We start from the raw sequence: 26,572 nt of genomic DNA, 5'->3' as shown, positions 1-26,572 counted from the left end.
CGAGGCCAGACCTTGCTACGAGACCTTGGCGGGGCAGCTCACCGAGATCGTCGCGGTCGGCTTCGCCGATTCGTCGACCCCGGTCACCGTGCACAGCGCCAACGGCACGTCTGCGGGTTGCCCGGCATCCCAGTGCATCTGAACGTCGTACCCCTCGCCCACGAGCGTGTAGATCTCGCCGATCGGCGTCCCCGCCAACCCTTCTGGCGAGGCGGCGTGCGCAAGCGGAGCGAACGCCATCACTGCGCTCCCCCCTGCCAAGGACAGTGCAGTCAGAATCCGTCGCGTGCGCGCCATGATCGATCCTTTCGCCAGCGATATCGGGACCGTGACCGAAGCCGACAACTGTGGGCTAACAGTAACCACGGCACCCGCTGCGGCGCCCGGACAAGTCACTGGGAGTTCGCTGTGTCATTGCTGGCCATACGCTGGCGGCCTATCGACTGCTCAGGACTGACTGCGGTTCCACTCGATCCAACCCACGCCGGTTCGGCGGTCGACAGTGGTGACGGTGCCCCACGCTCGCGGAAAACGGCTCACACGACCGTCGGTGGCATTCAACAAGACCGGCGCGTGTCCTTGGACATTGATAGTCGCAGCAATATCGCCTGGGGCATAGTGCAATTCAGCCGATACCGGCAGCCCGTCGCCACCAAACGTCGTCTGCGCTGTCACCGTGGACAATTCGACGAGCTGGTCACCGGCCCGCTGAATGTAGCCGGCCGACAGCGGTGCCATACCGGGAATCCTGATCTCGACCCCGTGGATGTGGGTGCCGTCCTCGAGGTGAAAGGCACTCCACACCCAGTCCATTCCCCACCAGTCGCGCGACGCCCAAGAGTGGTCACGTTGCCCGTCGACATCGGTGAACGTGTAGGTGCGACCGTCTGCGCTCACCGTTCCCGATACCGTGCAGGGAATCTCGTAGCGTGGCGAGACGCGGTACTGGTAGGGCTGGCCGACGCTCGACCACGTCAGGTCAAGGACGAGTTCGACGGGTCTGCCCGTCTCCTCCTGGAGAAGCTGCGCGGGGACGTCGTGGGCCTGGCCGCGCCCGCGCAGGGACACCCGATACGTCCGCAGTGGCTCGGCCACATCTTGATTCAACTCGATTCCGTCGGTCCGGACCCGCGTGTGGTCGGCGGGCAGCGGAGCCGCGAAGTCCAGGACAGCGATCGTCGACAGGCCGGGGCCGCACACGAGCGCATTGATCCAGGCGTGCCCCCGATTGGGGATCAGGCCGAGCCGGATCCAGCCGCCGACGCCCTGTGCCGGATCAGCGAAGTCGAAGTACCAACTTTCACTCCACAGCGGCTCGTCGGTGGCTTCGTGGCGGTATTCGTCATCGGCTTTGGGCTGCAACGGTTCCGGCGTAGTGGCAGCAGGCAGAACCGCCAGGGCATCGGTGTCAAGGACATGCTGGCAATGTCGCGAGATCATCGCCATGAACATCTCGTCGCCGCGGTCGGTACGTGCGACGAGCATCGGCGACACGATCGCCATGAGCACCCCGAAGAAGCTTTGGTGACGGACCCCGTCGCGAACGTCGTCGACCGTGACACCAGAGTCGGGCCCCAGCGCCTCGTGGTAGGCGGCGAGCAATGCGTCGTAGTGGTCGCGACGCCGCTCGACCGGCAACGAACCGCCGAGGAAGTAGGCGACGTCGGTGAAGGCCGGACCCCATGTGACGGTCTGCCAGTCCACGACGGTCAACGGGCGATCCGCACCCGCCTGACCGAAGAGCATGTTGTCGAGCCTGAAATCGCCATGGATCAGGCCGCGCTGCCGCCCGGCCTCGTTCTCGGCGGCCATATAGGCATCGAACGACTCGACGAGCCGCTCGCACACGTGCCGATGTTCGGGAGTGATCTGCTCGCGATACCGCTCGATGTAGCCGGCGTACAAGGCGGTGATCAGTCCCTGGTTCACCGGAGAATCCCGGTCGAGTGACGACGCGTTCCCCGGCGCCCGCTCCCCCAGCAGCGGCCCGTGCACGAGGCCGAGCTGGCTCATCACCAATATGGCCTCTTCTATTGTCGCGCCGCGGATTTCGTCGCCCACGGTGGCTGGCGCCGCATCGGCGAGCAGGATGTCGAAGGCACCGGTATCGGGATCATAGGCGCAGTGATAGCAGGGAGCGACGGGCCCACCCAGGCCCGGCGCGACGTCGGCGTAGAAGCTCACCTCTCGCTCGTAGAGTCCCATCGCCAGGCCGGTCTGCCGACTGCTCGGATCAGCCGCGGCGACCTTCAGCACGACCGAACTGGGACCGGATTCGCCGTCGGCATAGCGGGGTGTGATGCGGTAGCACTCACTCATCTGCCCCGTCCCGATGCGGTCGACGGTGAAATCCGCGACGGCCCCCTGGCCGATCGCCTCGGTCAGCCAATCAGCGGTCAGATCGGTGGGACGTTCAATCAACTGTGGACGCGTCGAAGGGCACACCCGGCCAACGTATAGCAGGCGACCGCGGCTTACAGTCACATCGGCGGAAATACTTGACAGCCGTCAACTCGCCTCGGACCGGGGTGTCGACACGGCCCGCTGCGGGTAGCCTGCGTCTCGGCGTCGAGCGGAGGGCACATGAAGGTACTGATTACCGGCGGCACAGGTTTCGTCGGCGCGTGGACGGCGAAGGCGACCCAGGACGCCGGACACCAGGTCCGATTCCTGGTCCGCAACCCGGACCGCCTCACGACCAGCGCCGCCGAGATCGGCGCAGACATCAGTGACTACGTGGTCGGCGACATCGCCGACGGCGAGGCGACCCGTACCGCGCTCGATGGATGCGACGCCGTCATCCATTGCGCGGCAATGGTGTCCACTGATCCGGATCGTGCCGACGAGATGCTGCACACCAACCTCGAGGGAGCCCGCAACATCCTCGGCGGTGCCGCGCACGCAGGCATCGACCCCATCGTTCATGTCTCGAGCTTCACGGCGTTGTTCCGCCCGGATCTCGACGTCCTCCATGCTGATCTGCCTGTTGTGGGCGGCAGCGACGGCTACGGCAGGTCGAAGGCGGCCGTAGAGGCCTACGCGCGCGGCCTCCAGGACGGCGGCGCCCCCGTTAACATCACCTACCCCGGCATGGTGCTGGGTCCGCCAGCCGGTGACCAGTTCGGTGAAGCCGCCGAAGGTGTGGAGGCCGCGGTGAAAATGCACAGTGTGCCGGGCCGCAGCGCGGCGTGGATCGTCATCGACGTCCGCGACCTGGCGCAGCTGCACGTCGCGCTGCTCGAGCCTGGCCGCGGACCGCGTCGCTACATGGCCGGCGGCCGCCGGGTTCCGGTGGCGGAGTTGGCGTCGATGATCGGTAGCGCTGCCGGACAGACGTTGGTCGTCATCCCCGTCCCCGATGTAGCGCTGCGCAGCGCCGGCCGACTACTCGACGTGGTCGGTCCGTTCATGCCGTTCGAGACGCCGATCAATTCGGCGGCGATGCAGTACTACACGCAGATGCCCGCCTCCGACGACGCGCCGAGCCAGCGCGATTTCGGTCTCACTCAGCGCGATCCAGCGGAGACGATCGCCGACACGCTGGAGGGTTTACGCCAGGTCGGCCGACTCTAGGAGCCGGTGAGCACACCCCGCAGCACGAGATCGGTGAGTTGACGCGCGGCGGTCTCGACGTCGGTCACCTTGCGGACACACACCGCGTACCAGGCAGCGCCGGCGACAACATCCATGACGGTGTCCGCATCGACCGAGGGGCGTACAGTACCGTCCTCGACCCCGTTGGTCAGTTGGTCGGCCAACCGGCGCCGCGCGGCCGCCTCTAGCCGGTCATTGATGAGCTTGCGCATGGCAGGCTCCAACCTCAGATCGTGCAGCAGGCCTGGAACCGCTTCGCGGACAACAGGATCGCCGTACATGACCAACGCCCCGTGACACAATCGGGTGATCTCGGCGACGATGTCATCCTCACACGGCGTCGGGCCCAGATCGGGGAACGCGGCCTCGTGGACGAGGTGGGCCTTTGAGCGCCAGCGCCGGTAGATGGCCGGACGACTCACCTTCGCGGTAGCGGCGATCAAGTCGATAGAGGTGGCCGAGTATCCGCGCGTCACCAACAGCTTGCGGGTGGCTTCGAGAACGGCGTCGTTGATCGCCGGATCGCGACGCGATCCGTGGTGTCTGCGGGCCGGCGACGCCTGGCCTGCATTGTTCACCGATGCCGTTCCCTTCTTCGCAAACCGTCGTTACAGTGTGGCATAGCAAATTGTCGATACAGCGAGTAACTGCAAGGTGGTCAGATGACAGAAAACACCAGGCAGCTGGCGGCGGTGGGCGAGGACGGCCTACACCTGTACACGTGCCCGCTCTGCGAGGCGATGTGCGGCCTTGAGATCAGAGTGGAGGACGGACACGTCGCAGGGATCCGTCCCAACAAGGACGACGCATGGAGCCACGGACACATCTGTCCGAAAGGCGCGTCGCTCGGCGAGCTCCACGAAGATCCGGATCGTATCCGCCGTCCCATGATCAAGGTTGACGGCGAATGGCACGAAGTCGATTGGGACACCGCATTTCGTCGCTGCACCGAACTACTCCAACCCGTCATCGCCGAGTACGGGATCAGCGCGGTGACCGCCTACACGGGCAACCCTCTGGCGCATTCGTTCTCACTGGCCCGCTACAGCGGCATCCTTCTCGGCTTGTCAGGGATGCCGGTCACCTACTCCCCCGGCACCGTCGATCAGTGGCCGAAAAACCTTTCCTCTCATCTGATGTACGGCGGCTGGTGGAGCTTCCCCGTCCCCGACATCGAGCGCACGGATCTTCTGGTGGTGATGGGCGCCAACCCGGCCGCATCGCAGGGGTCGCTGCTCGCCGCGCCCGACGTGATGGGACTGATCGGCGCAATCCGCAAGCGCGGGAGGGTCATCGTCATCGACCCCGTGAAGACCGCGACCGCCGATCGCGCCGACGAGTGGTTACCGATCACCCCGGGCACCGACGCCGCTCTGCTGCTTGCCATTTCGCACACTCTGTTCGACGAGGGCCTGGTGAACCTCGGCGGGCTGGAACCACACCTCGACGGCGTCGACGTGGTGCGCGACGTCGTGGCCGACTGGTCGCCCGAGCGCGTAGCCGATGCGACCGGCGTCGGCGCCGAACGGATCCGGGCGCTGGCGCGTGAGCTGGCAGGCACGCCGCGCGCCGTCGTGTACGGGCGCATCGGCACGTGTAACCAGGAGTTCGGCAGCCTCGCGAGCTGGCTGGTCGATGTCGTGAACATTCTCACGGGTCACTTCGACGTGCCGGGTGGGTCGATGTTCCCCACCCCGGCCGCCTGGTCGATCACGCTGCAACCACTCCCCGGACTTGAGGACGGCGCACCGGTATTCGGCCGCTACCGCACGCGGGTGCGCGGCGCGAAGGAGGTTCTCGGTCAGGTACCGGTGTCGTGCTTGGCCGAGGAGATCGCCACCCCGGGCGAAGGACAGATCAAGGCGCTGATCACCGTGGCCGGCAATCCCGTGCTGTCCACGCCTGCCGGGCACAAGCTCGATGAGGCGCTGCCCAGCCTGGCGGCCATGATCTCGATCGACCTGTGGCTCAACGAGACAACGAGACACGCCGACGTCATCCTGCCGGGTTGCTCGCCTCTCGAGCAGCCCCACCATGACGACCTGATCCTCAACTTCGCGATCAACAGCATCGCGAACTATTCACCGCCTGTGTTCGCCAAACCCGACCCGGACGCGCCCGACGAATGGGAGATCTTGATCCGCCTGACCGGGTTGTGCACGGGCACGCCCGCCGAAGACGTCGACGTCGCGGCGATCGATGACGGTTTCTTCGACTACATGTGCTTCACCCAGGGTCTCGACGGCGCCGAGATCCGGGCGCACTACGCCGGAACCGATCTGACGGGCGGACCCGAGCGCACACTGGATCTGACCTTGCGCACCGGCCCCTTCGGCGACCGCTACGGGCAGAACCCCGGCGGACTGACGCTGGAGAAGCTCAAGGCCGCGCCAAACGGCATCAACTACGGTCCCATGGTGCCGCGGATACCCGAGGTTCTCGGCACATCGGACGGAAAGATACGGCTCCCGCCGGCGTACCTGCTCGACGATCTGCCCCGGCTGGCACGCCGCATCATCCGCGAGCCCGACGATCTGGTGCTCGTGAGCCGACGGCACTTGCGCTCCAACAACTCCTGGCTGCACAACGTCGGGCCGCTGATGAAAGGCCGGGACCGATGCACGCTGCTGATGCACAAAGACGACGCGGCGCGCCGGGATCTGAGCGACGGCGACCTGGTGGCCGTCCGGTCGGCCGGCGGGTGCATCAAGGTGCCTCTCGAACTCACCGAGGCCATCAAACCCGGTGTGGTGTCGATGCCGCATGGATGGGGCCACGGCAAGCCCGGAACCCGACTCACCATCGCCAACGCTTCGCCGGGGGTCAACACCAACGTCCTGTCGCCGCCGGATTTCCTCGACGAGCCGTCCGGTAACGGCGCACTCAACGGCATCCCGGTCGAGGTCACTGCCGTAAGCTAGACAAGCTGCAATCGAAGCGCCGCCGCAGTAGCCGGACCGACGATTCCGTCCACCCTCAATCCCTTTGTCCGACGTTGGAATTCGCGTACCGCCGCTTCGGTCTCGGGTCCGAAGATGCCGTCGATCGCCAGGTCACCCGCGTAGGCGGCATAGGCACGCTTGAGCCGCCGCTGCAACTCGGCGACCTGTGCCCCTCGCGAGCCTCGATAGAGCAGGACATCGGTGTATTCACCGACGGGAACCGGCGGGCGCGGCGACGATGCGCCAGGTACAACGCCGATCTGCTCGGCGATGTCGCTTCGCAGACGATCCATATCGATGGCGCCGGGGTCCCATTTGCCCTGCGCTCGACCTGCATACTCCTTGTGGCCGATCGTGCGCGCGGCCGGTTGTCCGAGCCTGCGACAGATTGCCGCGCAGCTGCCGACCAGGGCGAAGTACTGCGCATCCGGCCAGTTACGTCGGTGCGGCGCAGAAGGATTGGTGCCCGAGTTGGCACACTCGATGCCGATCGTGTGCCAATTGCCCATGTTGGCGGGCAGCCACGGATACATTCCGACGCCGGCGTGCCAGGCCACCCCGGCGGCGACGACCGTCACGGTGCCGCTGCGCGCGATGTGCAGCTGGGAGAGAGGCCCGGCAAGGTCTGGACGACCGTAAGCGATCGACGCTGCGCTCGCGGTGTCGGAGCCCGTGTGGTGTGCCATCACGCCGCGGATGTCTTTGAAGTCGCCGTGGCCCCGATCGCGCCAACCTGCAAATTCGACGACGTCAAGGCCCTCGGCACGTAGGACGTCGGCCAGCCAGACGGGGTCGCCGCGCCACCGGACGGGCTGTGGCATGCCCCCATGAAAACACGACGGCCCGCCCTTTTGCATTTATCGGGCGGCGACGGCTTCCCGTGTTTGTACGCGGCGCGGCCGGGTAGCCGAATCGAGTGGCCGAACCTGACGAAATCACCAGCTCACCGATTGTGCGACGCGAGACCGCCGCGTCGAGACACCAGGTATGGGAGGTGCTGGCCGACGGCTGGACCTACTCCCAGTGGGTGGTCGGCAACAGCCGGATGCGGGCGGTAGATCCCGACTGGCCGCAGCCCGGAAGCACCATTCACCACTCGATCGGGGTGTGGCCTGCGGTCATCAACGACAGCACTGTCGTCGAATCATGCACTCCCGAAGAAGAACTCGTGCTGATCGCCAACGGGCGCCCCTTCGGCAAAGCGCGAATCACGCTCCGATTGCACGACGCCGACGGTGGGGGGTGCGTCATCGAGATGGCAGAGGTACCTGTGTCAGCGCCGATGAAGTGGCTGCCCGATTCCGTCGCCTTAGCCGGGGTCTTCCCTCGCAACCGGGAGACCACGTGGCGGCTGGCCGCGATCGCCGAGCGCCGCACCTCCGAGCAGACTGACACGGGATAAGCCGCGGTCGTCACAGGCCTGAGGCTCTGCTTGGCTTACACCAGAATCACGGAAGACCGCGGTTCGGTGTCTGGTTCGCGACACCATGGCGCAGAGGCGTGTTCGTTTCTGCCGCGGTGGACTCCTGCACCGGCGATCCGCCCGGCGTCGGCTCCACGCCCGGCGCCCGTCGCGGATCCCCCGGTGAGGGTGTCGCTCCGCTGTCGAGCTCGCGGGCTCTCGCTTCGAGGACTTCCAGCACGGGAACCCTGGCGGCGTGCCCGGCCTCGTAGGTGAGCACCGCATCCAACTGTTCGGCATCGAGGGACCGCACGCGGTGCCGCAGATCACCGAGGGTCAATTGGTCGTAGTCGGTCAAAGGGAGGTCACTGGACTCGGTCATCGCTTCGCGCCTCTCTTCACTCGACTACTGGGAACAGCGAGTCGCCGTCCTCCGGCGCGCCGCCCGCGGGATGGGGGTCGATCTCGTTGACCGTGACATCAGGCTCTTCTTCAGCGAGACGCTGGTCGAGGGTTTCGCCCTGACGCTCTTCCTCCGCGGACATGCCGAATTTGTCCGCACCGGTCCAGTCATCGGGCGCATCCACGACCTCGTCGCCGTCAGCATTGTGGACCTCGTCGGAATCGGTGGCTTCCATGGGGCTCAGCATGTCGTCGGCTCCACCCACGTCGTTGGTCGTGGTGCCACCAGCATCGTCTGTGCTCACGTCGGTCTCCTCACTGCGCGGTTCACCCGAGACATAGCCGAAGTGGCCATCGCTAAACCGATCAGCGCCCACGGCGTACCAGCCGGATGACCACGGCTACTGGCCACGGGCCCACCGAGTCAGCCGCCCGGCACGCCCGCGCCTGCGGAGGCGGGACCTTTCACTTCTCCGGTCGGTCGAGCGTCGGAGGACCGCCGCCGGATGCGAACGTTGTCCAGCGCCCATGCTCCCCCGCCAGTGAAGACCAGCAGCAAGAAGGCAAAGCTGTACAGCGCTGCCGTCTCGCCGTCATTCTGAATGGGAAGCAGTCCCGCGGGTTGATGCATCCAGAAGTATGCGACGGCCATCGTGCCCGACGCGAGGAAAGCCGCTGCGCGAGTGAACAACCCGGACATCACGAGCAGTCCTGCTATCAACTCGATGAGGCCCGCCCACCACGACGGCCATGCCCCGAACTCGGCGACCTTGCCGGCGTCGGCAGGCACGCCGAAGATCTTTACCGTTCCGTGCACGGTGAACAACAAGCCGACGACAACGCGGAAGATGAACAGACCCCACGATGCATCGATCGCGGGAGTCGCTGCATTACGTGTCATAGCGCCACGCTAGGTGACCGGGACATGGAACGGGGGCTTACGTTCACGGCGCAGATTGCCAAGCTCACCGCCACAGAAAATTGCCGTAAGAGTCAATGCGGCAATGCATTACGTGGATCACTGCAGTTGACCACAGGTGCCCGCATCGGATCACAGACACGGCATCGCCACTCTTTCGGGCGCACATCGAAGCCCCCTCGACCGAGCCTGCTGCGATAGCCGCGGTACGAAGAGGTACCGTCTGTGCAGCAGCCAGGCGACGGCGCCTGGACTGACAGTCGAGACGAGGTGTGCCATGCATGCATTCAGACAGGCCGTCGAGGCGCGTGACGAGGCTGCGATCGAAGCGCTCTTGGCGGACGATGTTGTGTTCACCAGCCCTGTGGCATTCAAGCCGTATCCGGGCAAGCCGATCACCGCAGCAATCCTGCGCGGCGTGATGCGGGTGTTCGAGGACTTCCACTATGTGCGCGAGATCGCCGACAGCAATGGTCGCGACCACGCCCTGGTATTCGAAGCCACTGTGTCGGGAAAGAAGGTCACCGGCTGCGATTTCCTGCATATCGACGATGACGGACTGATCGACGACTTCGTCGTGATGGTGCGACCACTGTCAGCGGCCACCGCGCTGGCCGAGGCGATGGGCGCACAATTCGAACGTATTCAGCAGGAGGCGGCGGAGCGCAGCAGCTGACCCGCAGATCACGATTCGGTGTCGCCCGAATCCGCGGTGTCAATATCCGCTGCGTCCTCGCCTGCTGCTTCGTCGGCGTCGGCAGGTGAGGGCGCTTCGGTCGCGTCCTGCTCCGTTTCCTCGTCGGCGGGGTCGAGTGCCGGTTCGGTGATTTCGTCGGCGAGGTCGGGTGCCGGTTCAGCTGTCTCGTCGGCCGCCGCACCGGGGCTGTCCGCGTCGTTTGGCTGCTCCCCCATTTCGGATTCCTCGTACAGACCCTCGGCGGGTGGCGTGTCGCCCGCAGGCGCACCGTCGTTGTTCGTATCCGACGAAACACCCACGGCGACAGCAGAATCCCCGTCTTCGTCGGCCGTCGGCACGGCCTGCTCTGCAGAATCGCGGCTGTCTGCTGAAGGGGTGTCCTCATCGGTCACCGAACCTCCGCCGAAGTAGTCACGCTGCGCGTCCAAGTATTCAGCGAAACCATCGGCTGCCTGTCCACCTCGAACAACGATCGACTCCCAAGTGGCTGTGAGCGCGTTGACCGCAGCGGTGACCAGCCCGTGCTGGAAGAGATCGGCGACTGCCTGGCCGCCGGTGGTCAGCAGATCCTTGGTGAACAGCGCCAAGGCTTCGCCCACAGACTGCGCCAGGTCCTTGGCAGCATCGGCCTGGAACTTCAGCAACTCAGCCAGTGAATCACCATGGCGCTGGGCTATATCAGCCTCAGGCACCGCCGTAAGCGTCGCCTCCGCGACAGCGCTTCCACACAACCACGACGGGCACGGCGGGATAGGCGGCAGCGGAGGCAACGGAGGAAGCAACCACGCCAGCTCGTTGTAAAGCAGATTCCAGCCCGCATCCCAGGTATCGGAGATGACGTTGCGCAGACCGTCGAAAAACGGCAGCGGGCCGAAGATCCAATCGTCGAGGTTGAAGACGACGCTTTGAACGATCTGCTCGCCGAAGTTGTACAGAATGGTGATCTGAGGCGCGAAGTAACCGGCGACGGGGATCCAGCCGACTACATATTGGGCTACCTCGAAACCCCAATAGACCCATGGCTCGACAGCGTTGTAGATGTTCTTGATGGCACTGTTGATGCTGCTGGATTCCAGAAACTCACGTACCTGAGGTTCCAGAGCACCGAGATCAATGGGGGCCGACGAGGTCGGTATCAGCGGGGACGACAGCGCGGCCAACGACAATGCCGTTGTCGCGGAGGTGTTCTCGCGATCCTGGCCTGCCGTCGTGGGCGGCATCGACAAGGCCGATGCGCCCACTGTGACCGTCGCCAAGCCCGCCGCAAAGACTCGGCGCATAAAGTTGGCCCCCATGCCCCACCTCCCACTGGTCGCGCATAAATTTACTCGCCCGAAGATCACCATGGGGCGGATTCAAGATCAGCTTGGAACCGCCGCAGCTTGATTGGTGGTAGCACTCGACGCGGCGAGTCTGACTATGGCTCGTCGCCGTCTTCGTCTGCAGGGAGGTCCTCGTCTGCGGGGAGCAGATAGCGTTCGGGGTGGTGATAACCATTGACGCGGTGTTGGCCGGTGTCGAGATCCGGCGGTGGCAGCCATTCCGTCTGTCCTTTGGTGTTCTTGCGGGTGCGCCAACCGGTCTTGTCGAGCATTCGGTGATCGGCGGGGCAGGCGAAAGTCAGCTGATCGATGTTGGTCTGCCCGTCGTCTTTCCAGTCCGCGACCGCGTGATGAACCTGCGCCAGGTAGCCGGAGGTGCTACAGCCGGGGCGGGTGCAGCCCCGTTCTTTGCCGTGCAACACAAGCCGCTGTGCAGCGTTGGCCAACCGCTTGGCCCGACCCAGATATAGCGACTGTTCGGTGTGCTTGTCGAACACGTATAGGTAATGAAACGCTTTGGCCGCCATGCCGATCAGATCGCGCATCGGCAGCAGCGAACCGCCGCCGGTCACCGCTACCCCTGCGCCCCTCTCCAGTTCTTGAAGCGTGGTCGAGACGACGACGGTGACCGGCAACCCATTGTGGCTGCCCAGATCACCAGATTCCAGCGCCCGGAACGCCACCGCTTCGAGGGCGTCGTGGTTGCGCTGCTCCTGGGTCCGCGGGTCAGATCCGCGCGGTTCGGGCCGAGGGTCGTGATCCTGCGACTGAGTGGTGGCGTCCGACGTGTCGGCGGATCCACCGGTATATGTGACCTTGTCGGCATTTCCGCTGCCGTCGCGTTCAGCATCGGGGATGTTGCGCCCGGGCGCGGCCTCTTTGGCCAGGATCGCATCCCACGCCGCCCGACACTTGGCGGTCATCCACCCACTAACCCGACTATAGCCATCAGCTTGTTGAGCCCCGATCCGCAAACCCCGCTTGCGGATCCGCTCTTGATCCGAGGGCGCAGGCCCATCCTGATCGATCTTGGCCAACAGATACCGCGCGACCGCCGCCAAATTCTCTGGATCCAATCCCGCACCCTGGCGGGCCAATTCGGCATCGGCCTGCTCCCGGGTCCCGGCATCAACCCATGTCGGCAGATTCTTGTGAAACGTCGCAATCACGCTCACGTGCTCATCATCGAGCAACCCTTGGGCTTGGGCGGTTGCGGTGGCTTCCCAGAGCGGCGCCAACGGCTCTCCGCCCACAGCGCGGCGCGGTCCCAACGTCTTGGCCCGCACGAGCCGCCGGGCCGCCTCGCGACCCGATACCCGCAACGCCGTCGTCAGGACCTTCTTCCATGACGCCTCCCCGAGATGATGCGGCTCGGTCTCAGCCACCAGCCGCCCCAGCGCCCGATGCTCGACGGCCGGCACGCTGCGCATGACCGCGTTCACCTCGGCCATCAGCCGAATCAACTCCCGATGGGACAACTCGTCGCAGGCCTTCGACAGGATGGCGATCTGCTCGCCCATCACCGCCACTGCCTCCGACACCACATCCATGTATCGAACTCTAGTTCGAACCACCGACAAATATCGGCCATGGAGGTGACCACCGAAACCCAAGTGGCAGAAGAAAGTCAAGAGACCGAAGTGACCGGCGTCGCCGGGCGCTTCCGCTCTCAGGAGCGGATGAACTCGAGCAGGTCCGCGTTGATCACATCGGCATGCGTTGTCGGCATACCGTGCGGAAAGCCCTTGTAGGTCTTGAGTATTCCGTTCGGCAGCAGCTCCGCCGACAGCGGACCGGCGTCGGCATAGGGCACGATCTGGTCGTCGTCACCGTGCATCACCAACACCGGAATCTGGATCTTCTTGAGGTCCTCGGTGAAGTCGGTCTGCGAAAACGCGACGATCCCGTCGTAATGCGCTTTGGCGCCGCCCTGCATGCCCTGCCGCCACCAGTTGGCGATGATGCCCTCGACGGGTTCGATGCCCTCTCGGTTGAATCCGTAGAACGGGCCCTCGGGCACGGCGCGGTAGAAGCCCGCCCGGTTGGTCGCGACCTGCACCTGGAAATCGTCGAACACCGACTTCGGCAGACCGCCGGGGTTGGCCTCGGTCTGCACCATCAGCGGAGGCACCGCTGCGATAATGGCCGCTTTCGCGGCCCGGCCCTCACCGTGCCGCGCGAGGTACCGAACCACCTCGCCTCCCCCTGTGGAATGCCCGACGTGGACGGCGTCGCGAAGGTCGAGATGCTCGACGACGGCCAGGAGGTCATCGGCGTAGTGGTCCATGTCGTGACCCTCGGCTCCCTGACTGGAGCGTCCATGGCCGCGCCGATCGTGGGCGATGACCCGGAACCCCTCACCGAGGAAGAACATCATCTGGGCGTCCCAATCGTCACCGGACAGCGGCCATCCGTGGCTGAAGACGATCGGCTGCCCCGATCCCCAGTCCTTGTAGAAGATGTCGACACCGTCGCGGGTAGTGATCGTGGGCATACGGGGACAGTACGCCTGAACTGCGACGGAAGGGTACCTTCGCACACACAGCCATCGAACAGAAGGGAACAATGTGGCGGCGGCGCAACCCCTCACGGTGATGTTCTGGCCAGAGTCGGCGTATGGGCCGACCAATCAGTGCATCGGCCTGGCCTCGATCCTGCGTGAGCGCGGGCATTCCATCATCTTCGCGGCCGAGAGCTCGTGGGCGGGCAAACTTTCCGCGCTCGGCTTCACCGAGGAACTCGTCGATCTCGCCGAGCCCGAGGAGGGTGCGCAAGACGAAGACCCGGGAAAGTTCTGGACCGACTTCATCGCCGAGACCGCCCCCGAGTTCCGCAAGCCGACGATCGAGCAGCTGTCCACCTTCATTCAGCCCACATATCAAGCGCTGATCGACGGTGCGAAGTACTGCGAACCTCGCTTGCGTGAGATCATTTCGATGCACCGACCCGACGTCATCGTCGAGGACAACGTCGTGCTCTTTCCCGCTCTTGCGACCGCCGGCGTCCCTTTCGTTCGCATCGTCTCATGCAGTCCGCTGGAGATACCCGGACCTGATGTGCCGCCGCCATTTTCGGGACTGCCGAGCGCAGATCGCACCCAGTGGGACTCCTACCGGGCCGAGTTCGAGCGCAGCCACCGAGCGATGTGGGAAGACTTCAACGGGTGGGTGCAGGCTCAAGGGGCCGACGCTCTCCCGGATCTCGAGTTCATGCCGCGCGCCACCGCGGCCAACCTCTACGTCTACCCGGCCGAGGCGGATTACCTGCAGTCGCGGCCGCTTGATGGAAGCTGGACGAGGATGGACTCGAGCGTCCGCGAAACCGACGAGGATTATGTCGTGCCGACCGAAGTCGCCGACCGCCCTGACAGCAGCGCACTGATCTATCTGTCGCTCGGCTCCCTGGGCGGCGCGGACGTTGAGCTGATGCAGCGGCTCGTCGACGTGCTCGGGACGACACGACATAGGTTCATCGTCAGCAAGGGGCCGCAGGCCGACCGAATCACGCTGACCGACAACATGGTCGGCGCACAGATGCTTCCGCAGACTAAGGTCATCCCCCAGGTCGACCTGGTCATCTCGCACGGCGGCAACAACACGGTGACCGAGACGCTGCATTTCGGCAAGCCACTGATCGTGCTGCCACTGTTCTGGGACCAGTATGAAAACGCCCAGCGTGTCGACGAACTCGGATTCGGCATCCGCCTCGACACCTACGCGTTCACCGATGACGACCTCACCGGGGCGGTGGAGCGGATTCTCTCCGACGGCGATATGCGCGACCGGCTGAACCGAATCGGCGAAGCGATACGCGCCCGCGACGGACTCCGAGTGGGCGCTGACGTGATCGAGCGGGCCGGGTTGCAACACCGGACCTCACTTGCCTGACGTCGTCGACGCGCTCGATCTCGGCGACGGCCACCGGCTGTCGATCACGAGCGAGGGCACCGCACTGTCCGCCCTCCCGATGGTCCGCGACGGGGGGCGCTGGCGCCGCGCCGCGCCGCATGACGGCACGTCGGAGGCGCTGCTGGATGTGCTTGCGCAGCAATCCGGTTCCTGGACCAGCGGGAGTTTTACGGTGCGCTCATGGACTGCGCGTAGGGCTGTCGGCGAGCGGGCCATCGGCGTCGACCAGACCAACGAATCGGTGATCGTCGGCGACACCGCGGTGGTGAAATGGGCGACTCATCTGCAGGATGGCCCACACCCGGCACCGTCCCGCATCGCAGTGCTGCGCGACGCGGGATTCACCGGTATGCCCGCTCCGTGGGGTTTGGTCACGTGGCATCCGCCTGACCGTGAGGCCACCCTCGCCGTCTATGTCGACGAGTATCTCCCCGGCGCCATCGACGGTTGGACCTGGGCGGTCGAATTGATGACAGCCGCGGCATCCTCCGGCGATCACGCACCGGTCGCCGCAGCGGCCGCCGACGTCGGCGCGTTGATTGCCCAACTGCACGTGGCGTTGTCATCGACACAATCGACGTCCTCGACAGAAGCTGCCTGCCGGTGGCACCGGAGCGCACTTCACATTCTCGAAAAGGCCTGCGCTCTGACGGATTCCCGGAGTGGCCAGATTCTGCGGTCGCACCGTGATGAAGTGTCTGCCGAACTCGGGTGCCTCAAGGACATGTCCGACGTGTCGGTGATCGACGGCCACGGCGATCTTCATGTCGGGCAGGTGCTGCGCAGTAGCGGTCGGTTTGTCGTCACCGACTTCGACGGTAACCCGGTGCTGCCTTCATCGCAGCGGGTGCTTCCGATCCCCGCCGTGGTCGACGTTGCCGGCATGGCCCAGTCGCTCGCCCACGTAGCGGTCGTGGCGGCCAAGTACACAGTTCTCGAGCCCGAAGAGTTGGCTGCGGTCGACACGGCGGCGCGCAGCTCCTTCCTCGACGCGTACGCACATCGACTTAGTTCTCTGGGCCACGCCGACTTATATGATCCCCGTCCTCTGCGAGCGTTGCGTCTCCAGCAGGTGATGCGCGAAATGATCTATGCAGCAGAGCATCTGCCCCGGTGGATGTATGTTCCCGACGCCGCTTTGCCCGCGTTGTTGGAGGAAGGAACCGACAGGTGAAGCCCCAGGGGTATTTGGAGGATTTACGCCGCAAGCCGGAGCTGCTGCAGCGGCTGGCGCAGACACTGTCAGCAGGTAACCCGTGGTCTGATGTCGTAACCTCCGACACGGCGCGTGTGGTCTTCGTCGGCATGGGTTCCTCGGCGTACGCCGCGGACGTGGCAGCGGCGAGGATGCGAGCACGAGGGCTGACTGCGACGTCCGAACTCGCCTCGTCTCGGTTGCTTCCCGACTGGGGCACAGGGACGTTGGTGGTGGCGACGTCGGCCAGCGGCGGCTCGGTGGAGACTCTTGACGCGATGTCGCGGCTGCCCGCCGGAGTTCGGACCGTTGCCCTGACCAACACCCCGGGTTCGACGATCACCACACGTGCCGAGGCGGTCGTCACGCTGGACGCCGAACCCGAAGTCGGCGGTGTCGCGTGCCGCAGCTACCAGCACACTCTCGCGCTGATGCTCGCCCTCGAATGTCACCTCACCGGCGCAGACACTGACGCGCTGGCCGCGACGGTGCGGGCTGCAGCCGAAGCGTCGGCAAACCTGCTCGACACCGAATCCGATTGGGGCCCCCTGGTCTCCGATCTTCTACTGGGCCCCTCGGGTACTCATCTGGCGGCGCCCGCGCACCGGCTGAGCTCGGCGCGACAGGGTGCGCTCATGCTGCGGGAGGGCCCGCGTCGGCCGGCGGTCGGCTGCGAGACCGGCGATTGGAGCCACGTCGACGTCTATCTGACCAAGACAACCGATTACCGCCTCCTGGTGTTCGCCGGATCCCCGTGGGAACCGCAGATGGCCGAATGGACCGAGGCACGCGGGAGCACTGTGGTCGGGGTCGGCGGCGAGGTGCCGGGCGCGGGACACACCCTGCGCTATCCCCACGACTCGGATGACGATGTCGCGCTACTCACCGAAGTCCTTGTACCGGAACTGATCGCGGCCCGGGCCTGGCTTAACGCCGCGTCGCAGATCTGAGAAGATCTGCCGCCTCGGCCTGGTAGGCGTGTTCAGCCCAGCCCAGCGGGGTGGCGTCGAATCTCGCGTCGGTGATCGTCGGATCGGCCCCCGCGTCGAGCAAGCGGCCGATCAGCTCCAGGTCACCGTCCCACGCGGCGTGGTGTAACGCTGTCGCGCCGTTGTCGTCGAGAGCGTTGGGATGAGCGGGCAGTACTGGGACAACCACTGCCACTCCTGCGGTGTCGATACCGTGTCGGGCCAAAAGTGAAAGCCGTTCGAAGAATCCGTGTTTGGCGGCCCAGTGGATCTGCCGTTGCCACATCTGCGCTCGGGTTTCCATCGCCTCACCGAGCCGCTGCTCCCACGGGCTGGGTCCGGCGTCGGCCAGACCGTGCGCGAACAGCAACTCCAGATGGGAATTGTCACGACGGAGCATCCGGTTGTAGAGGGTCTGGTGATCAACCGGATGTGCACCCCGGTCCAGGAGCAGGGACGCGAGATCGGCGGCGAAGGGATGGCGGGGCTGACGTCGGGGCCCCTGCTCACCTTCACCGAACACCCCTGTCAGCGCGGTGAACGGTGTCGACATCCCTCGCCACAGATAGCCGGCGTTGGGATCGGCGCCGGCGTCGAGCAACAGCGTGGCAGCGGCAAGCGTCTGTTCCCGGGAGGTGGGGCTGCGTGTGTAGCAGAGGTACAGCAGCGGCTCCCAACCGAGCGGTCCGCCCTTCTCGGTAACGTCGGCGCCGGCACTGAGGTGACGTGCCAACGCATTTGGATCGGCCGCCGCGGCGGCGGCCCAGATGTGGGCATTCACCAACTCAGGCGCGGCGCCGAGCGTGTCCGCGGCCGCCGCCCACCGCGGTGGCGCGTCGGCGTCGGTGTAGTGAAGTACCGAGAGGCTGCAGAATCTGTCTGCGGCCGACAGGTCGTCCTCATCGATGCGGGCAGGGTCGACACTGAGGTCCGCTGCTGCCTCAAGGAAGTGCACCAGTGCCGGCCATCCAGAGAAGCCGTAGCGACGGGCGACCGTCAGGTGTGCGTCGTGGAGCGCGAACGTGTCTGCGGCCAGGGCGATGTCGGCTCGCGGGTGATGGCGGCCCACTGTGTCGACGGCGTCGCCTAAGCCGGCGGCGACCTGCCGCTGTAGGGTGCGCGCCTCTGCGCGAAGGTGATTCAGCGACGGATTGTCGGGCAACATGCTGGCCATAGCGGCCTCCTCTCACATGCCCGGCATCCGCGAGGTCGGGCCGAGAAGAGGTCGGCGGCGATCATTCTATGTACAGGGGGGTATCCGGGTTCAAGAGCATCGAGCCTCTTTGAGCGGACGTCGGGCGTTCCTGCACGCCGCCGCGAGTGTAACCTTTGCGGCCCAGTCCCGGCGTTTCCGGCGGTCAGTCTTGGGCCCACCGGTAGGATCCCGACGATGAGGACCGCGCGGGCGATCAGTATGTCGCTGATGACGCTGGGGCTGGCGGTACTGCCGCAGACGCCGACGGCGTCGGCGGACGTCTGCGGTTCGGTCGGAGGACGCCACGTCTCGGTGAACGCGTGCGGCAACATCGCGGATGCGATCGCACCCTGGGTGCCGCCGCCCGCGGCCTACGCGCCACTTCCCGAGGACTACAGCGCCGCGCCGCCCCCTCCTCCTCCGCCACCACCACCGCCGAACGTGAGCGTCTGCGCGAACGTCGGACGGCGGATCTCCGTCAGCGGGTGCATTTAGGCTAGCCTTCCCTAGGTGTCGTTCTCGCATGCCTGGGTCGTCGAGACCGCCCGCCTGAGCAGTCATCTGCGGCGGATCGTGCTGCAGGTCGACGACACCCAGGCGCTGGACGTCAAACACACCGGCGATTCCGCCGTAGGCGTCTACTTCACTCCTTCCGAGCATCCCCATGGCGAAGGCAGAAACTACTCGGTGCGCTACCACGACGGTGGACGGATCACCCTCGACGTCGTCCTCCACTCCCGCGGACCAGGAACCGAGTGGGCGTCGTCGGCGTCCGCGGGCGACCGCGTCGTCCTCGACCACGCGAGATCCTGGTACCGGCCCCCACCCGACGCCGATTGGCAGCTTCTGGTCAGCGACCTCTCGGGACTACCCGCCGCTGCGCGCATCGTCGAAGAGCTGGCCGAGCATACGCGTGCGACCTTGATCATCGAAGTCGCCGCAGCTGAGGACCTCGGCTATCTTCCGCAACGCCCCAACCTGACAGTCGTCTCCACCATCGGCACGGGGAATGGTTGCACGCCAAGCACTCTCGCCGATGCCGTCCGCGCATTCGACATGCCGCCCGGGCGCGGTTACTGCTGGTTCGCCGGGGAGGCCGCCGAATCGCGCGCCGTCCGCAAGTACGTGCGCAGCCTGGGATGGACGATCGATCGCTACGACATCACCGGCTACTGGCGTTTCGACTCCGAAAACTGGGACAACAAATTCGCCGAAGTCGAGGACGACGTGCTCGCCGTCTACCGGAAGGCCCTCACCGACGGCAAAGGCGACAAACGGGCATTCGAGGAATTCGACGAGGCCTGCGAGCGGATCGGCCTCTGACCTCGTGACGCCACAGGCGCTACTCGTAGTTGATGTCGCCCACGCGAAACTCACGTGTCGAAAAGTCAATCTGAGCCGCAGGATTGGCGATCGCCGTCGTCAAACCCGCCCCGAACGCACCGCGGCTGTCGAACAGCGTCGCAGTGCCCACCGCCAGTCCGTCGGCGGCGTGATGAGAATCCGCCTGGATGCCGATCCAGTCGTCGACAGGCAGCCGTGACAACGCAACCGTCAAATCGCCGTTGATGTACCCGACGCCGGCGGTGCCGAGATTGGTCACCAGGCTCGTCGCTTCGGCGAGCATCGCAGCGCGCACGAACGGCGAATTCTGCTCGCTGGCAATCACTCTGATGCCGTCGTTGAAGAACCGCTTGCGCGAGGCGTTCTGGTGCTCGGCCGGCGAACGGGTCCACCCGACGTCGTCGCTGCCGACGAACGGCAGAATCGTGCCGTCGGGGACGGGCATCGCGGAGGCGTCAGCGAAAGTCTGCACCGCCTGCCACAGCGCTCCCGGTGGCGGAGAGGACGGCCGATACTGGACCAGGGTGGCCCTCGCGACCGACCGTCCGTCCTGCATCACGTCGCATTCCGCGCTACGAACTCGGCGGCCGTCCCGAACTACTCTGACATCCACAGTGGTCTGCATGTTGCGGGCGGCGCGGAACAGGTCCACTGTCAACCGGGTCGGACGGAACTCCGGAGATCCGCACTGAGTCTCCAGAGCGCGAGCGGCCAGGCCTACGATCGCGGGACCGTTCAGATGGTCCTCGCCCCAATGACTCTGCGCATACCGGGTGGGCAGGAAGCCCGCACCGGCCTGGATGAAGTGCGCCGCAATCGCGGCGGCGTCGCTGCTCTGCTTCACCGACTCAGTAGATCGTGCCGCCGCGCGGATGATCACGCCGGGGCCGGCGATTGCTCCTCGACCGCTTTGGTGCCGGGATCGTCGCGCCCCGGACGGCGTCCCCGCAAGATGAACGCCGCCAACGCCAGAATCAGCACGACGCCGCCCAGCACGCCGATCTCGACGACGGCTCGCGCGAAGTTCGGCCCGTTGTCGAGGAGAGTGGCGGCCTCGACAGACAGCACGACGATCTCCTTGATGCCCGCCAGCATGCCGACGATCAGAAACGGCTCGACGGCGATCTCGTGGGAGCGCAGCGACGTTCGCACCGCGTAGAGCAACTCGACGAAAATGAAGATGAGCAGCAGACCGTCGAGAATCTCCAGCATGATGGTGTTTGCCGGTGTACTGCGCAACCGCAGCATCGTGTTGAACTGACTGACCAGCAAGGCTCCCGAGCCAATCACCAGCATCACCGCGATGGCCCAGTAGATGGCGTCTTCGACGACGCTCAGGACGCGGTCGGCAAGGCGCTGACGCTCCTCGGGATGCGCGTCCGTGTTGTCGGGCACCGCGGTGCCCTTCAGCGGTTCAACTGCCAGATCCGCGTCGACAACGCGGTCGCGAACCCACACCACAGCGGATAGGCGGCCAGCGCCGCCCCAGCAGACGGGTTGACCGAGCCCGCCCGGCGGGCGAGGTCGGCGCTGCTGACCGTCAGCAGCCCGGACAACAGCGCAGCGGGACCGAGCTTACGTTGGTTGAAGAACACCCAGCTCCAGCCGGCATTCAGCACCAGGTTGGCGGCGAGGGCTCTGGTGTACTGACGGGCCTGCTCGGTGTCACCACGGTCGTTGAGGGTGTCGAGCGTCGAGGCGGAGACCGCCGCGATGTCGGAGTACAGGATGTTCCAAGCGATCGGGAACGCCTGCCGCGGCGGCTGGAAGCTGGGTTTCTTCAGCCGGTCGTACCACGACGACTGCACGGCGGGCCGGGTGGCCAACGCGCCGGCTGCGGCCGCGGCGAAAGATCCGCCCGCCGTTTTCGCAAGAGTCGAGAGACGCATCCGAGTCCTTTCTCCGGCGGGATTTCCGCCAGTGTCAATACCCCGATCGCGGCCCGACGAATCAGGTTGCGACGGGCTCGCTCCGGGTGAGCAGCCGATATCCACCATAGAGTCCGGCGGCAACCAGCCCGTTGACGAAGTACGCGACATCGGCGCCGTGCCACGCCACGGCGACCGGACCCTGGATCAACGAGGTGTTCATGAACGGGATCGCCGCGGCGTAGGCGAGGGCGAACACGATCAGCGCGGCGATACCGTCGCGGCGGCTCGTTTCCTCAAGCGACGGATCGAGCGTGCGCCGGCCGGCGATGCGCGTGCGCCAGTCGATCACCACGATCGCCACGAAGGCCGGGATCCAATAGCTCACCAGCAGCAACACGTCGGTGAACCGTGTGGCCGTGTCGGCGGCGTGCAACCACAGGATCAAGATGAAGGCCAGCACGGTGACGATGACCGCGGAGATCGGGCGCCGAATCCGAACGCCCATCGTCTGTAGCGCCAGCGACCCGCTGTAGTCGTTCATGATTCCCGAGCCGATCGACGCCACAGCGATGACGAGCAGTGCAAGTCCGCCGATGAGCCCGCCGCCCATCACCGTGCGCACGCCCTCGACGGTGTGCTCCCCCACCGCGCTGGCCGCGGCGATACCCACCCCCTGAACGAACACGTAACCCGCGGCCAATCCCGCTGCAGTGAAGGCGAATACGCGGCCGACGGAAACCTGGGCGGGAAGGTAGCGGCTGAAATCGGCGGCATAGGTCGCCCACGAGATCGACAGACTGAACGCGATCGTCACCTCCAGCACGAAGGCGCCGACCAGGTCGGCACCCGTCACCGTGGCGGGAACGACGATCTCGTGGCCGCCGACGAGCTTGGCGGCGAAGACCAGGAACGTCGCGAACAGCACCACGGTCAGCACCGCCTGCAGCCGATGAATGAGCTCGTAACCGAAGAACCCCACCACGCCCTGCACCCCGAGAACGATCAGCACCGCCGACCAGAACGGGATGCCAAGCAGCGCCGACAGTGCCTCGCCGCCGAACAAGCCCACCAGCGCATCCCAGGCGATCGACGAAAGCCATTGCAACGCAGCGGGAACCACCACGGCGCTGCCAAAAGGCATCCGCGCGTTCGGCAGCTGCCCGACGCCGGTGCGTGGGCCGAAGGTCGACAGGTAACCGACCACGAGCGCGCCGAGCACCGTACCGATCACCATGGCGAGCATGCCCAGCCAGAATCCGAGGCCCAGGACGATCGCCAGCGTGCCCGTGAAGATGCCCGTCATGTTCACCTGCGGGGCGAACCACACGGTGAAGAGCCGACTTGCGCCTCCGTACCGGTGCGACCCGGGAATCGGCGCGATGCCCTGCGTCTCGACCGACAGGTCACCCGCACCCGACGGTCGGTGCCCGCTGAACACGTCGTTCGAGGTTCGTTGCGACATGGCCATATTCGACCACGCGGCGCTGGGCTCGACCTGACCGCCCTCGGCGACCATGATTCACCAGGTGACCGGACGAGACTTCGCGACCCACTCCCCCGACGGCAGGCCCCGCGCCCGCGGCGCCGGCATCGTCCTGCCGGGCAGCCCCGGACCGCTCAACGCGCTCACCGACGTCGCAGGCGTCGAGGTCGGGGTGACAACACTCATCGACGGCGACGGACCGCTTGTCGTCGGGAAAGGTCCGGTACGCACCGGGGTGACGGCCATCCTGCCCCGTGGAGTCGCCGGCGTCGGGCAGCCGTGCGCCGCCGGGTGGTACTCGCTCAACGGCAACGGAGAGATGACCGGAACCACATGGATCGATGAGGTCGGCTCATTCAATGTCCCTGTGGTGCTGTCGAATACGCACGCAATCGGGGCTTGCCACACCGGCGTTGTGCAGTGGGTCAACCGCGTCGCCCCGCACGTGGCCCGCCAGTGGCTACTGCCGGTCTGTGCGGAAACCTGGGACGGCTACCTCAACGACATCAACGGCGGACACGTCCGGCCCGAACATGCCGTGGCGGCTCTCGACAGCGCCGACGGCGGGCCGGTCACCGAGGGGTCGGTCGGCGGCGGGACCGGGATGAACTGCTACGACTTCAAGGGCGGCAACGGGACGGCGTCGCGGCTGGTCCCCTACGGATCCCGGACCTACACCGTCGCGGCGTTCGTCCAGGCCAACTTCGGTTCGCGCGCCGAACTGACGATCGCCGGTCATCACGTCGGTCCATCGCTGCTGGACGACAACCCGCTCGACGGCGACTGGTTCGCCCGCGACCTCGCGGGCTCACCGCCGCCGGGCGCCGGCTCCGTCATCGCGATCGTCGCGACGGACGCCCCCCTGCTCCCAGGTCAGTGCAAGGCGCTGGCCCGCCGGGTTCCGTTGGGACTGGCCAGGACGGGAACCACCGGCAGTCACTTTTCCGGCGACATCTTCCTGGCTTTCTCCACCGCGGACGTGCCGGATCTGGCCAGCACCTTTCCTCTCGGTCCGCCTGTCGACGACGAGATCGGGTCGATCGCTTTCCTGCCGTGGGGCCGGATGGACCTTCTGTACACCGCCGTGGTGCAGTGCGTCGAGGAGGCGGTGCTCAACGCGCTGGTCGTCAACGCCGACATGGTCGGCCGCGATGGTCACCGCTCCCCGCGCCTGCCGCTCGACCGATTGGCAGCGCTCCTCGGTCACGCGCCATAATCGACCAGAACTGAAGATCAGCTAACGAACTGGGTTCTCGACGAGCGGAGCGTGAGGTGGGGCAGACAGTCGCGCGCCCCCGTCTTCTGGTTGTCGGACTCAGCATCGTGGTCTTGACGGTGGCGGTGCTGCAGACCGCCGTGGTGCCGGTGCTCGGCGTCATCGCCGATCAGTTGCAAGCCTCGACCGTCGCGGTCAGCTGGGCCGTGACCGCCAATCTGCTGGCCGCCGCCGCAGCCACACCGCTGATTGGGCGGCTGGCCGACCTCTATCGCAAGAAGCAGGTGTTGCTGGTCGTCCTCGCAGTCGTGCTGGCCGGTTCGATTCTCGCCGCCGCGACGTCCTCGCTGGCGCTGCTGATCGCCGCGCGGGTCCTGCAGGCTGCGTCCTTCGCGCTGTACCCGATCTGCATCGCGATCCTGCGCGAGGAGCTCAGTCCCGACCGGATGGTGTCGGCCATGGCGGTGCTGTCGGGCACCTTGGGTTTCGGCGGCGGCACAGGTCTGGTCGTCGTCGGCCTGCTGATGAGCGGAGACGCCGGCTATCACCGGGTGTTCTGGCTGACCACAGCGTTCACCGTGCTCGTCATCGTCATCGTGCTCACCGTGGTGCCCGACCGGCCCCGCGCCGCAACGGGGTCCATCGACTGGCTGGGCGCAATGGGCTTGGCTGTCGGTCTATCGGCGCTGCTACTGGCGATCACCCAGGGCACCTCGTGGGGCTGGGTGTCGCCGCGCACCCTCGCCACCGCGGCGGGCGGTGTGGCGGTATTGATCGGGTGGTGGTTCTGGGAGCGTCGGGCCGCGAGGCCTCTCGTGTCGACTCGGATGCTGGCCCAGCGGTCGATGCTGTTCACCAATCTCGCGACGATCTTCGTCGGAATGGGTCTCTACTTCGCGTTCCTCGGCCTGACGCAGTTCGTCCAGATCGACGACGACGTCGCCGGATACGGCTTCGACGCGTCTGTGCTGGAGGCAAGCGTCGTTTACCTGCTGCCCGGTGCGCTGACAGGATTCCTCATCGCGCTGGTCAGTGGCCGCTTCATCGACCGCTTCGGCGCCAGACCGGTGCTCGTCGCGGCCGCGGTGGCCGGCATCGCGGGCTTCCTGTTCATCGCCTTCGCACACGCAGCGCCGTGGCAGGTGATCATCGCGAGCATCCTCGCCAACGCCTACATCAGCCTCGGCTACGGAGCGCTGCCCGCACTGGTGGTCGCCGACAGTGACGCAGGCGAGACGGGAGTCGCGACGGGCATGAACGCCATCGCCCGAACGATCGGCAGCTCTACGGCGGCTGCGATCGTGGCAGTGCTGCTGAGCCGCACGTCTGCAGCGGGCACGCCGGCTGAGAGCAGCTTCACCGCCATCTTCGTCGGAGGTGCCGCCACCGCGATGCTGGCGATGGTGCTGATCGCGGTGTCCCGGCCGCGCGTACGGGCCACGGAATCCGATGAGGCGCGCTACGAATCACGCGCGATGAACCACGAGTGGGGCTGAACGCCTGTCAGCGGAGTTCGGCCAGATTGCAGACCGACCGGCGCACGTCGCCCTTGATGACCTTGGCGACCACGTTGCCGACAGGCGTGTTCAGCAGACCGCCGGTCAGCTCGGCGATGACGCGGAACGAGGATCCGTCGCGCTCCGCGGGCTCGACCTGGAGCGTCAGCGCAATGCACACACCGCCGCGCCCCCTGCCCACCAGTTCGATCTCCTTGGGTTCGTCGTAGCGGGTCACCTGCCAGTGGATGACGTTGCGGAAGCCCTTCACCCGGATGAGCGACGACACCTGCGTGTCGACATCGATCTCGGCGGGCACCGTACTCTTCCAGCCGCCGAAGATCGTCAGCCATTCGTCGAACCGCTGGAGGTCTGAGGCCAGCGTCCAAGCTCGCTCTGGTGTGAGATCGGACGTCACGGACACATCGACAGTCGCCATGCCCCCTCCCTACCCAGGGCATGCGCGCGCGTAAACAGCGCCGCTGGCGACGGTTTGGCTGCCAAACTTGAGACCGCGACGCGCGGCAGGCCGGGCGGCACAGGTCCGGCGGCGGTCCAGCGCGCCCTCATGCACGGAATCTCTCTGTACATCGTCCGTTAGACAGCGGATTCCATTGT

Annotated in this window: 27 protein-coding genes; 11 read left to right on the top strand and 16 right to left on the bottom strand. The window is 66.0% G+C overall.

Going from position 1 to position 26,572, the window contains the following annotated elements:
* Positions 1 to 15: 15 nt before the first annotated feature.
* Both AWC12_RS04945 and AWC12_RS04940 read right to left on the bottom strand, forming a co-directional pair.
* Entirely contained in the window at positions 16 to 297 is a 282-nt protein-coding gene (locus AWC12_RS04945; RefSeq protein WP_133057306.1) for a hypothetical protein, read from the bottom strand.
* A gap of 150 nt (positions 298 to 447) precedes the next feature.
* A complete protein-coding gene (locus AWC12_RS04940; RefSeq protein WP_085172655.1) occupies positions 448 to 2,445 on the bottom strand; it encodes a DUF7064 domain-containing protein in 1,998 nt (665 codons plus the stop codon).
* A 138-nt stretch (positions 2,446 to 2,583) separates the two neighbouring features.
* Here AWC12_RS04940 and AWC12_RS04935 point away from each other — a divergent pair, with 138 nt between their 5' ends.
* Positions 2,584 to 3,573: an SDR family NAD(P)-dependent oxidoreductase gene (locus AWC12_RS04935; RefSeq protein WP_085172653.1), complete on the top strand. Its 990-nt coding sequence runs from the start codon at positions 2,584 to 2,586 to the stop codon at positions 3,571 to 3,573.
* Here AWC12_RS04935 and AWC12_RS04930 read toward each other — a convergent pair.
* A complete protein-coding gene (locus AWC12_RS04930; RefSeq protein ID WP_024445185.1) occupies positions 3,570 to 4,172 on the bottom strand; it encodes a TetR/AcrR family transcriptional regulator in 603 nt (200 codons plus the stop codon). The genes AWC12_RS04935 and AWC12_RS04930 overlap by 4 nt on opposite strands.
* 84 nt (positions 4,173 to 4,256) lie before the next feature.
* Between AWC12_RS04930 and AWC12_RS04925 the strand changes: the two genes are divergently transcribed.
* Positions 4,257 to 6,515 carry a molybdopterin-dependent oxidoreductase gene (locus AWC12_RS04925; RefSeq protein ID WP_085172651.1) on the top strand — a complete coding sequence of 753 codons (2,259 nt, stop codon included), beginning with the start codon at positions 4,257 to 4,259 and terminating at the stop codon, positions 6,513 to 6,515.
* Here AWC12_RS04925 and AWC12_RS04920 read toward each other — a convergent pair.
* A complete protein-coding gene (locus AWC12_RS04920) occupies positions 6,512 to 7,357 on the bottom strand; it encodes a peptidoglycan recognition protein family protein (RefSeq protein WP_085172649.1) in 846 nt (281 codons plus the stop codon). The two genes, AWC12_RS04925 and AWC12_RS04920, sit on opposite strands and share 4 nt — an antisense overlap.
* Before the next feature lie 95 nt (positions 7,358 to 7,452).
* Here AWC12_RS04920 and AWC12_RS04915 point away from each other — a divergent pair, with 95 nt between their 5' ends.
* A complete protein-coding gene (locus tag AWC12_RS04915; protein ID WP_085172647.1) occupies positions 7,453 to 7,938 on the top strand; it encodes an SRPBCC family protein in 486 nt (161 codons plus the stop codon).
* Between the two features lie 46 nt (positions 7,939 to 7,984).
* Here AWC12_RS04915 and AWC12_RS04910 read toward each other — a convergent pair whose 3' ends face one another.
* From AWC12_RS04910 to AWC12_RS04900, 3 genes are all read right to left on the bottom strand, one after another.
* On the bottom strand, positions 7,985 to 8,320 hold the full coding sequence (locus AWC12_RS04910) for a DUF8129 domain-containing protein (RefSeq protein WP_024445181.1): 336 nt from the start codon (positions 8,318 to 8,320) through the stop codon (positions 7,985 to 7,987).
* A gap of 16 nt (positions 8,321 to 8,336) precedes the next feature.
* Positions 8,337 to 8,588, bottom strand: a complete 252-nt coding sequence (locus AWC12_RS04905; protein ID WP_110808564.1) for a hypothetical protein — start codon at positions 8,586 to 8,588, stop codon at positions 8,337 to 8,339.
* Between the two features lie 176 nt (positions 8,589 to 8,764).
* Positions 8,765 to 9,241, bottom strand: a complete 477-nt coding sequence (locus tag AWC12_RS04900) for a DoxX family protein (protein WP_085172645.1) — start codon at positions 9,239 to 9,241, stop codon at positions 8,765 to 8,767.
* Between the two features lie 295 nt (positions 9,242 to 9,536).
* On the opposite strand from AWC12_RS04900, the gene AWC12_RS04895 reads away from it, so the two are divergent.
* Positions 9,537 to 9,935 carry a nuclear transport factor 2 family protein gene (locus AWC12_RS04895; protein ID WP_085172643.1) on the top strand — a complete coding sequence of 133 codons (399 nt, stop codon included), beginning with the start codon at positions 9,537 to 9,539 and terminating at the stop codon, positions 9,933 to 9,935.
* Between the two features lie 8 nt (positions 9,936 to 9,943).
* Here the strand turns inward: AWC12_RS04895 and AWC12_RS04890 are convergent, their stop codons facing one another.
* The 3 genes from AWC12_RS04890 to AWC12_RS04880 form a co-directional block, all read right to left on the bottom strand.
* Complete coding sequence (locus AWC12_RS04890) at positions 9,944 to 11,251, bottom strand: ICP22 family protein (protein ID WP_133057305.1); 1,308 nt, start codon at positions 11,249 to 11,251, stop codon at positions 9,944 to 9,946.
* Between the two features lie 122 nt (positions 11,252 to 11,373).
* Positions 11,374 to 12,828, bottom strand: a complete 1,455-nt coding sequence (locus AWC12_RS04885) for an HNH endonuclease signature motif containing protein (RefSeq protein ID WP_085172639.1) — start codon at positions 12,826 to 12,828, stop codon at positions 11,374 to 11,376.
* Positions 12,829 to 12,947: 119 nt separating this feature from the next.
* Positions 12,948 to 13,772, bottom strand: coding sequence for an alpha/beta fold hydrolase (locus tag AWC12_RS04880; RefSeq protein ID WP_024447159.1), 825 nt, complete (start codon positions 13,770 to 13,772; stop codon positions 12,948 to 12,950).
* Positions 13,773 to 13,845: 73 nt separating this feature from the next.
* Here AWC12_RS04880 and AWC12_RS04875 point away from each other — a divergent pair, with 73 nt between their 5' ends.
* From AWC12_RS04875 to AWC12_RS04865, 3 genes are read left to right on the top strand one after another with little or no spacing between them, the layout of a single operon-like run.
* A complete protein-coding gene (locus AWC12_RS04875) occupies positions 13,846 to 15,165 on the top strand; it encodes a glycosyltransferase (protein ID WP_234813825.1) in 1,320 nt (439 codons plus the stop codon).
* The gene (locus tag AWC12_RS04870) at positions 15,158 to 16,360 is read left to right on the top strand and encodes a glucosamine kinase (RefSeq protein WP_085172637.1); all 1,203 of its coding nucleotides are present in this window, start codon (positions 15,158 to 15,160) and stop codon (positions 16,358 to 16,360) included. Before AWC12_RS04875 ends, AWC12_RS04870 begins: the two co-directional genes overlap by 8 nt.
* On the top strand, positions 16,357 to 17,331 hold the full coding sequence (locus AWC12_RS04865; protein ID WP_085172635.1) for an SIS domain-containing protein: 975 nt from the start codon (positions 16,357 to 16,359) through the stop codon (positions 17,329 to 17,331). The genes AWC12_RS04870 and AWC12_RS04865 overlap by 4 nt, the downstream gene beginning before the upstream one ends.
* Here the strand turns inward: AWC12_RS04865 and AWC12_RS04860 are convergent.
* Positions 17,309 to 18,523 carry an ankyrin repeat domain-containing protein gene (locus tag AWC12_RS04860; RefSeq protein ID WP_085172633.1) on the bottom strand — a complete coding sequence of 405 codons (1,215 nt, stop codon included), beginning with the start codon at positions 18,521 to 18,523 and terminating at the stop codon, positions 17,309 to 17,311. The two genes, AWC12_RS04865 and AWC12_RS04860, sit on opposite strands and share 23 nt — an antisense overlap.
* A gap of 216 nt (positions 18,524 to 18,739) precedes the next feature.
* Between AWC12_RS04860 and AWC12_RS04855 the strand changes: the two genes are divergently transcribed.
* Positions 18,740 to 19,039: a hypothetical protein gene (locus AWC12_RS04855; RefSeq protein ID WP_085172631.1), complete on the top strand. Its 300-nt coding sequence runs from the start codon at positions 18,740 to 18,742 to the stop codon at positions 19,037 to 19,039.
* 15 nt (positions 19,040 to 19,054) lie between these two features.
* Complete coding sequence (locus AWC12_RS04850) at positions 19,055 to 19,867, top strand: siderophore-interacting protein (RefSeq protein WP_085172629.1); 813 nt, start codon at positions 19,055 to 19,057, stop codon at positions 19,865 to 19,867.
* A gap of 19 nt (positions 19,868 to 19,886) precedes the next feature.
* Here the strand turns inward: AWC12_RS04850 and AWC12_RS04845 are convergent, their stop codons facing one another.
* The 4 genes from AWC12_RS04845 to AWC12_RS04830 all read right to left on the bottom strand — a co-directional run bounded on the left by AWC12_RS04845 (position 19,887) and on the right by AWC12_RS04830 (position 23,227).
* The gene (locus AWC12_RS04845; RefSeq protein ID WP_085172731.1) at positions 19,887 to 20,732 is read right to left on the bottom strand and encodes an acyl-CoA thioesterase domain-containing protein; all 846 of its coding nucleotides are present in this window, start codon (positions 20,730 to 20,732) and stop codon (positions 19,887 to 19,889) included.
* 32 nt (positions 20,733 to 20,764) lie between these two features.
* Complete coding sequence (locus AWC12_RS04840; protein WP_085172729.1) at positions 20,765 to 21,283, bottom strand: phosphate-starvation-inducible PsiE family protein; 519 nt, start codon at positions 21,281 to 21,283, stop codon at positions 20,765 to 20,767.
* An 11-nt stretch (positions 21,284 to 21,294) separates the two neighbouring features.
* Positions 21,295 to 21,777, bottom strand: coding sequence for a TspO/MBR family protein (locus AWC12_RS04835; RefSeq protein WP_085172627.1), 483 nt, complete (start codon positions 21,775 to 21,777; stop codon positions 21,295 to 21,297).
* Between the two features lie 61 nt (positions 21,778 to 21,838).
* Positions 21,839 to 23,227, bottom strand: coding sequence for a purine-cytosine permease family protein (locus AWC12_RS04830; RefSeq protein WP_085172727.1), 1,389 nt, complete (start codon positions 23,225 to 23,227; stop codon positions 21,839 to 21,841).
* A gap of 46 nt (positions 23,228 to 23,273) precedes the next feature.
* Here AWC12_RS04830 and AWC12_RS04825 point away from each other — a divergent pair, with 46 nt between their 5' ends.
* Together AWC12_RS04825 and AWC12_RS04820 are read left to right on the top strand one after the other, a co-directional pair.
* Positions 23,274 to 24,458 carry a DmpA family aminopeptidase gene (locus AWC12_RS04825; protein ID WP_085172625.1) on the top strand — a complete coding sequence of 395 codons (1,185 nt, stop codon included), beginning with the start codon at positions 23,274 to 23,276 and terminating at the stop codon, positions 24,456 to 24,458.
* Between the two features lie 56 nt (positions 24,459 to 24,514).
* Positions 24,515 to 25,954 carry an MFS transporter gene (locus AWC12_RS04820; RefSeq protein ID WP_085172623.1) on the top strand — a complete coding sequence of 480 codons (1,440 nt, stop codon included), beginning with the start codon at positions 24,515 to 24,517 and terminating at the stop codon, positions 25,952 to 25,954.
* A 7-nt stretch (positions 25,955 to 25,961) separates the two neighbouring features.
* Here AWC12_RS04820 and AWC12_RS04815 read toward each other — a convergent pair whose 3' ends face one another.
* Positions 25,962 to 26,393, bottom strand: coding sequence for a type II toxin-antitoxin system Rv0910 family toxin (locus tag AWC12_RS04815; protein WP_024445865.1), 432 nt, complete (start codon positions 26,391 to 26,393; stop codon positions 25,962 to 25,964).
* Positions 26,394 to 26,572 lie beyond the last annotated feature (179 nt).

The organism is Mycolicibacterium iranicum, assembly GCF_002101705.1.
Lineage (GTDB): Bacteria > Actinomycetota > Actinomycetes > Mycobacteriales > Mycobacteriaceae > Mycobacterium > Mycobacterium iranicum.
Note: the sequence above shows the minus strand (reverse complement) of the source record. Positions and strands in the feature narration are given on the sequence as shown.

What these genes read in the sequence shown, in the direction of transcription:
- AWC12_RS04945 (WP_133057306.1), bottom strand. Translation starts at nt 297, where the DNA reads ATGGCGCGCACGCGACGGATTCTGACTGCACTGTCCTTGGCAGGGGGG.
- AWC12_RS04935 (WP_085172653.1), top strand. Translation starts at nt 2,584, where the DNA reads ATGAAGGTACTGATTACCGGCGGCACAGGTTTCGTCGGCGCGTGGACG.
- AWC12_RS04925 (WP_085172651.1), top strand. Translation starts at nt 4,257, where the DNA reads ATGACAGAAAACACCAGGCAGCTGGCGGCGGTGGGCGAGGACGGCCTA.
- AWC12_RS04920 (WP_085172649.1), bottom strand. Translation starts at nt 7,357, where the DNA reads ATGCCACAGCCCGTCCGGTGGCGCGGCGACCCCGTCTGGCTGGCCGAC.
- AWC12_RS04910 (WP_024445181.1), bottom strand. Translation starts at nt 8,320, where the DNA reads ATGACCGAGTCCAGTGACCTCCCTTTGACCGACTACGACCAATTGACC.
- AWC12_RS04905 (WP_110808564.1), bottom strand. Translation starts at nt 8,588, where the DNA reads ATGCTGAGCCCCATGGAAGCCACCGATTCCGACGAGGTCCACAATGCT.
- AWC12_RS04900 (WP_085172645.1), bottom strand. Translation starts at nt 9,241, where the DNA reads ATGACACGTAATGCAGCGACTCCCGCGATCGATGCATCGTGGGGTCTG.
- AWC12_RS04895 (WP_085172643.1), top strand. Translation starts at nt 9,537, where the DNA reads ATGCATGCATTCAGACAGGCCGTCGAGGCGCGTGACGAGGCTGCGATC.
- AWC12_RS04890 (WP_133057305.1), bottom strand. Translation starts at nt 11,251, where the DNA reads ATGGGGGCCAACTTTATGCGCCGAGTCTTTGCGGCGGGCTTGGCGACG.
- AWC12_RS04885 (WP_085172639.1), bottom strand. Translation starts at nt 12,828, where the DNA reads ATGGATGTGGTGTCGGAGGCAGTGGCGGTGATGGGCGAGCAGATCGCC.
- AWC12_RS04880 (WP_024447159.1), bottom strand. Translation starts at nt 13,772, where the DNA reads ATGCCCACGATCACTACCCGCGACGGTGTCGACATCTTCTACAAGGAC.
- AWC12_RS04860 (WP_085172633.1), bottom strand. Translation starts at nt 18,523, where the DNA reads ATGGCCAGCATGTTGCCCGACAATCCGTCGCTGAATCACCTTCGCGCA.
- AWC12_RS04855 (WP_085172631.1), top strand. Translation starts at nt 18,740, where the DNA reads ATGAGGACCGCGCGGGCGATCAGTATGTCGCTGATGACGCTGGGGCTG.
- AWC12_RS04835 (WP_085172627.1), bottom strand. Translation starts at nt 21,777, where the DNA reads ATGCGTCTCTCGACTCTTGCGAAAACGGCGGGCGGATCTTTCGCCGCG.
- AWC12_RS04830 (WP_085172727.1), bottom strand. Translation starts at nt 23,227, where the DNA reads ATGGCCATGTCGCAACGAACCTCGAACGACGTGTTCAGCGGGCACCGA.
- AWC12_RS04825 (WP_085172625.1), top strand. Translation starts at nt 23,274, where the DNA reads ATGATTCACCAGGTGACCGGACGAGACTTCGCGACCCACTCCCCCGAC.
- AWC12_RS04815 (WP_024445865.1), bottom strand. Translation starts at nt 26,393, where the DNA reads ATGGCGACTGTCGATGTGTCCGTGACGTCCGATCTCACACCAGAGCGA.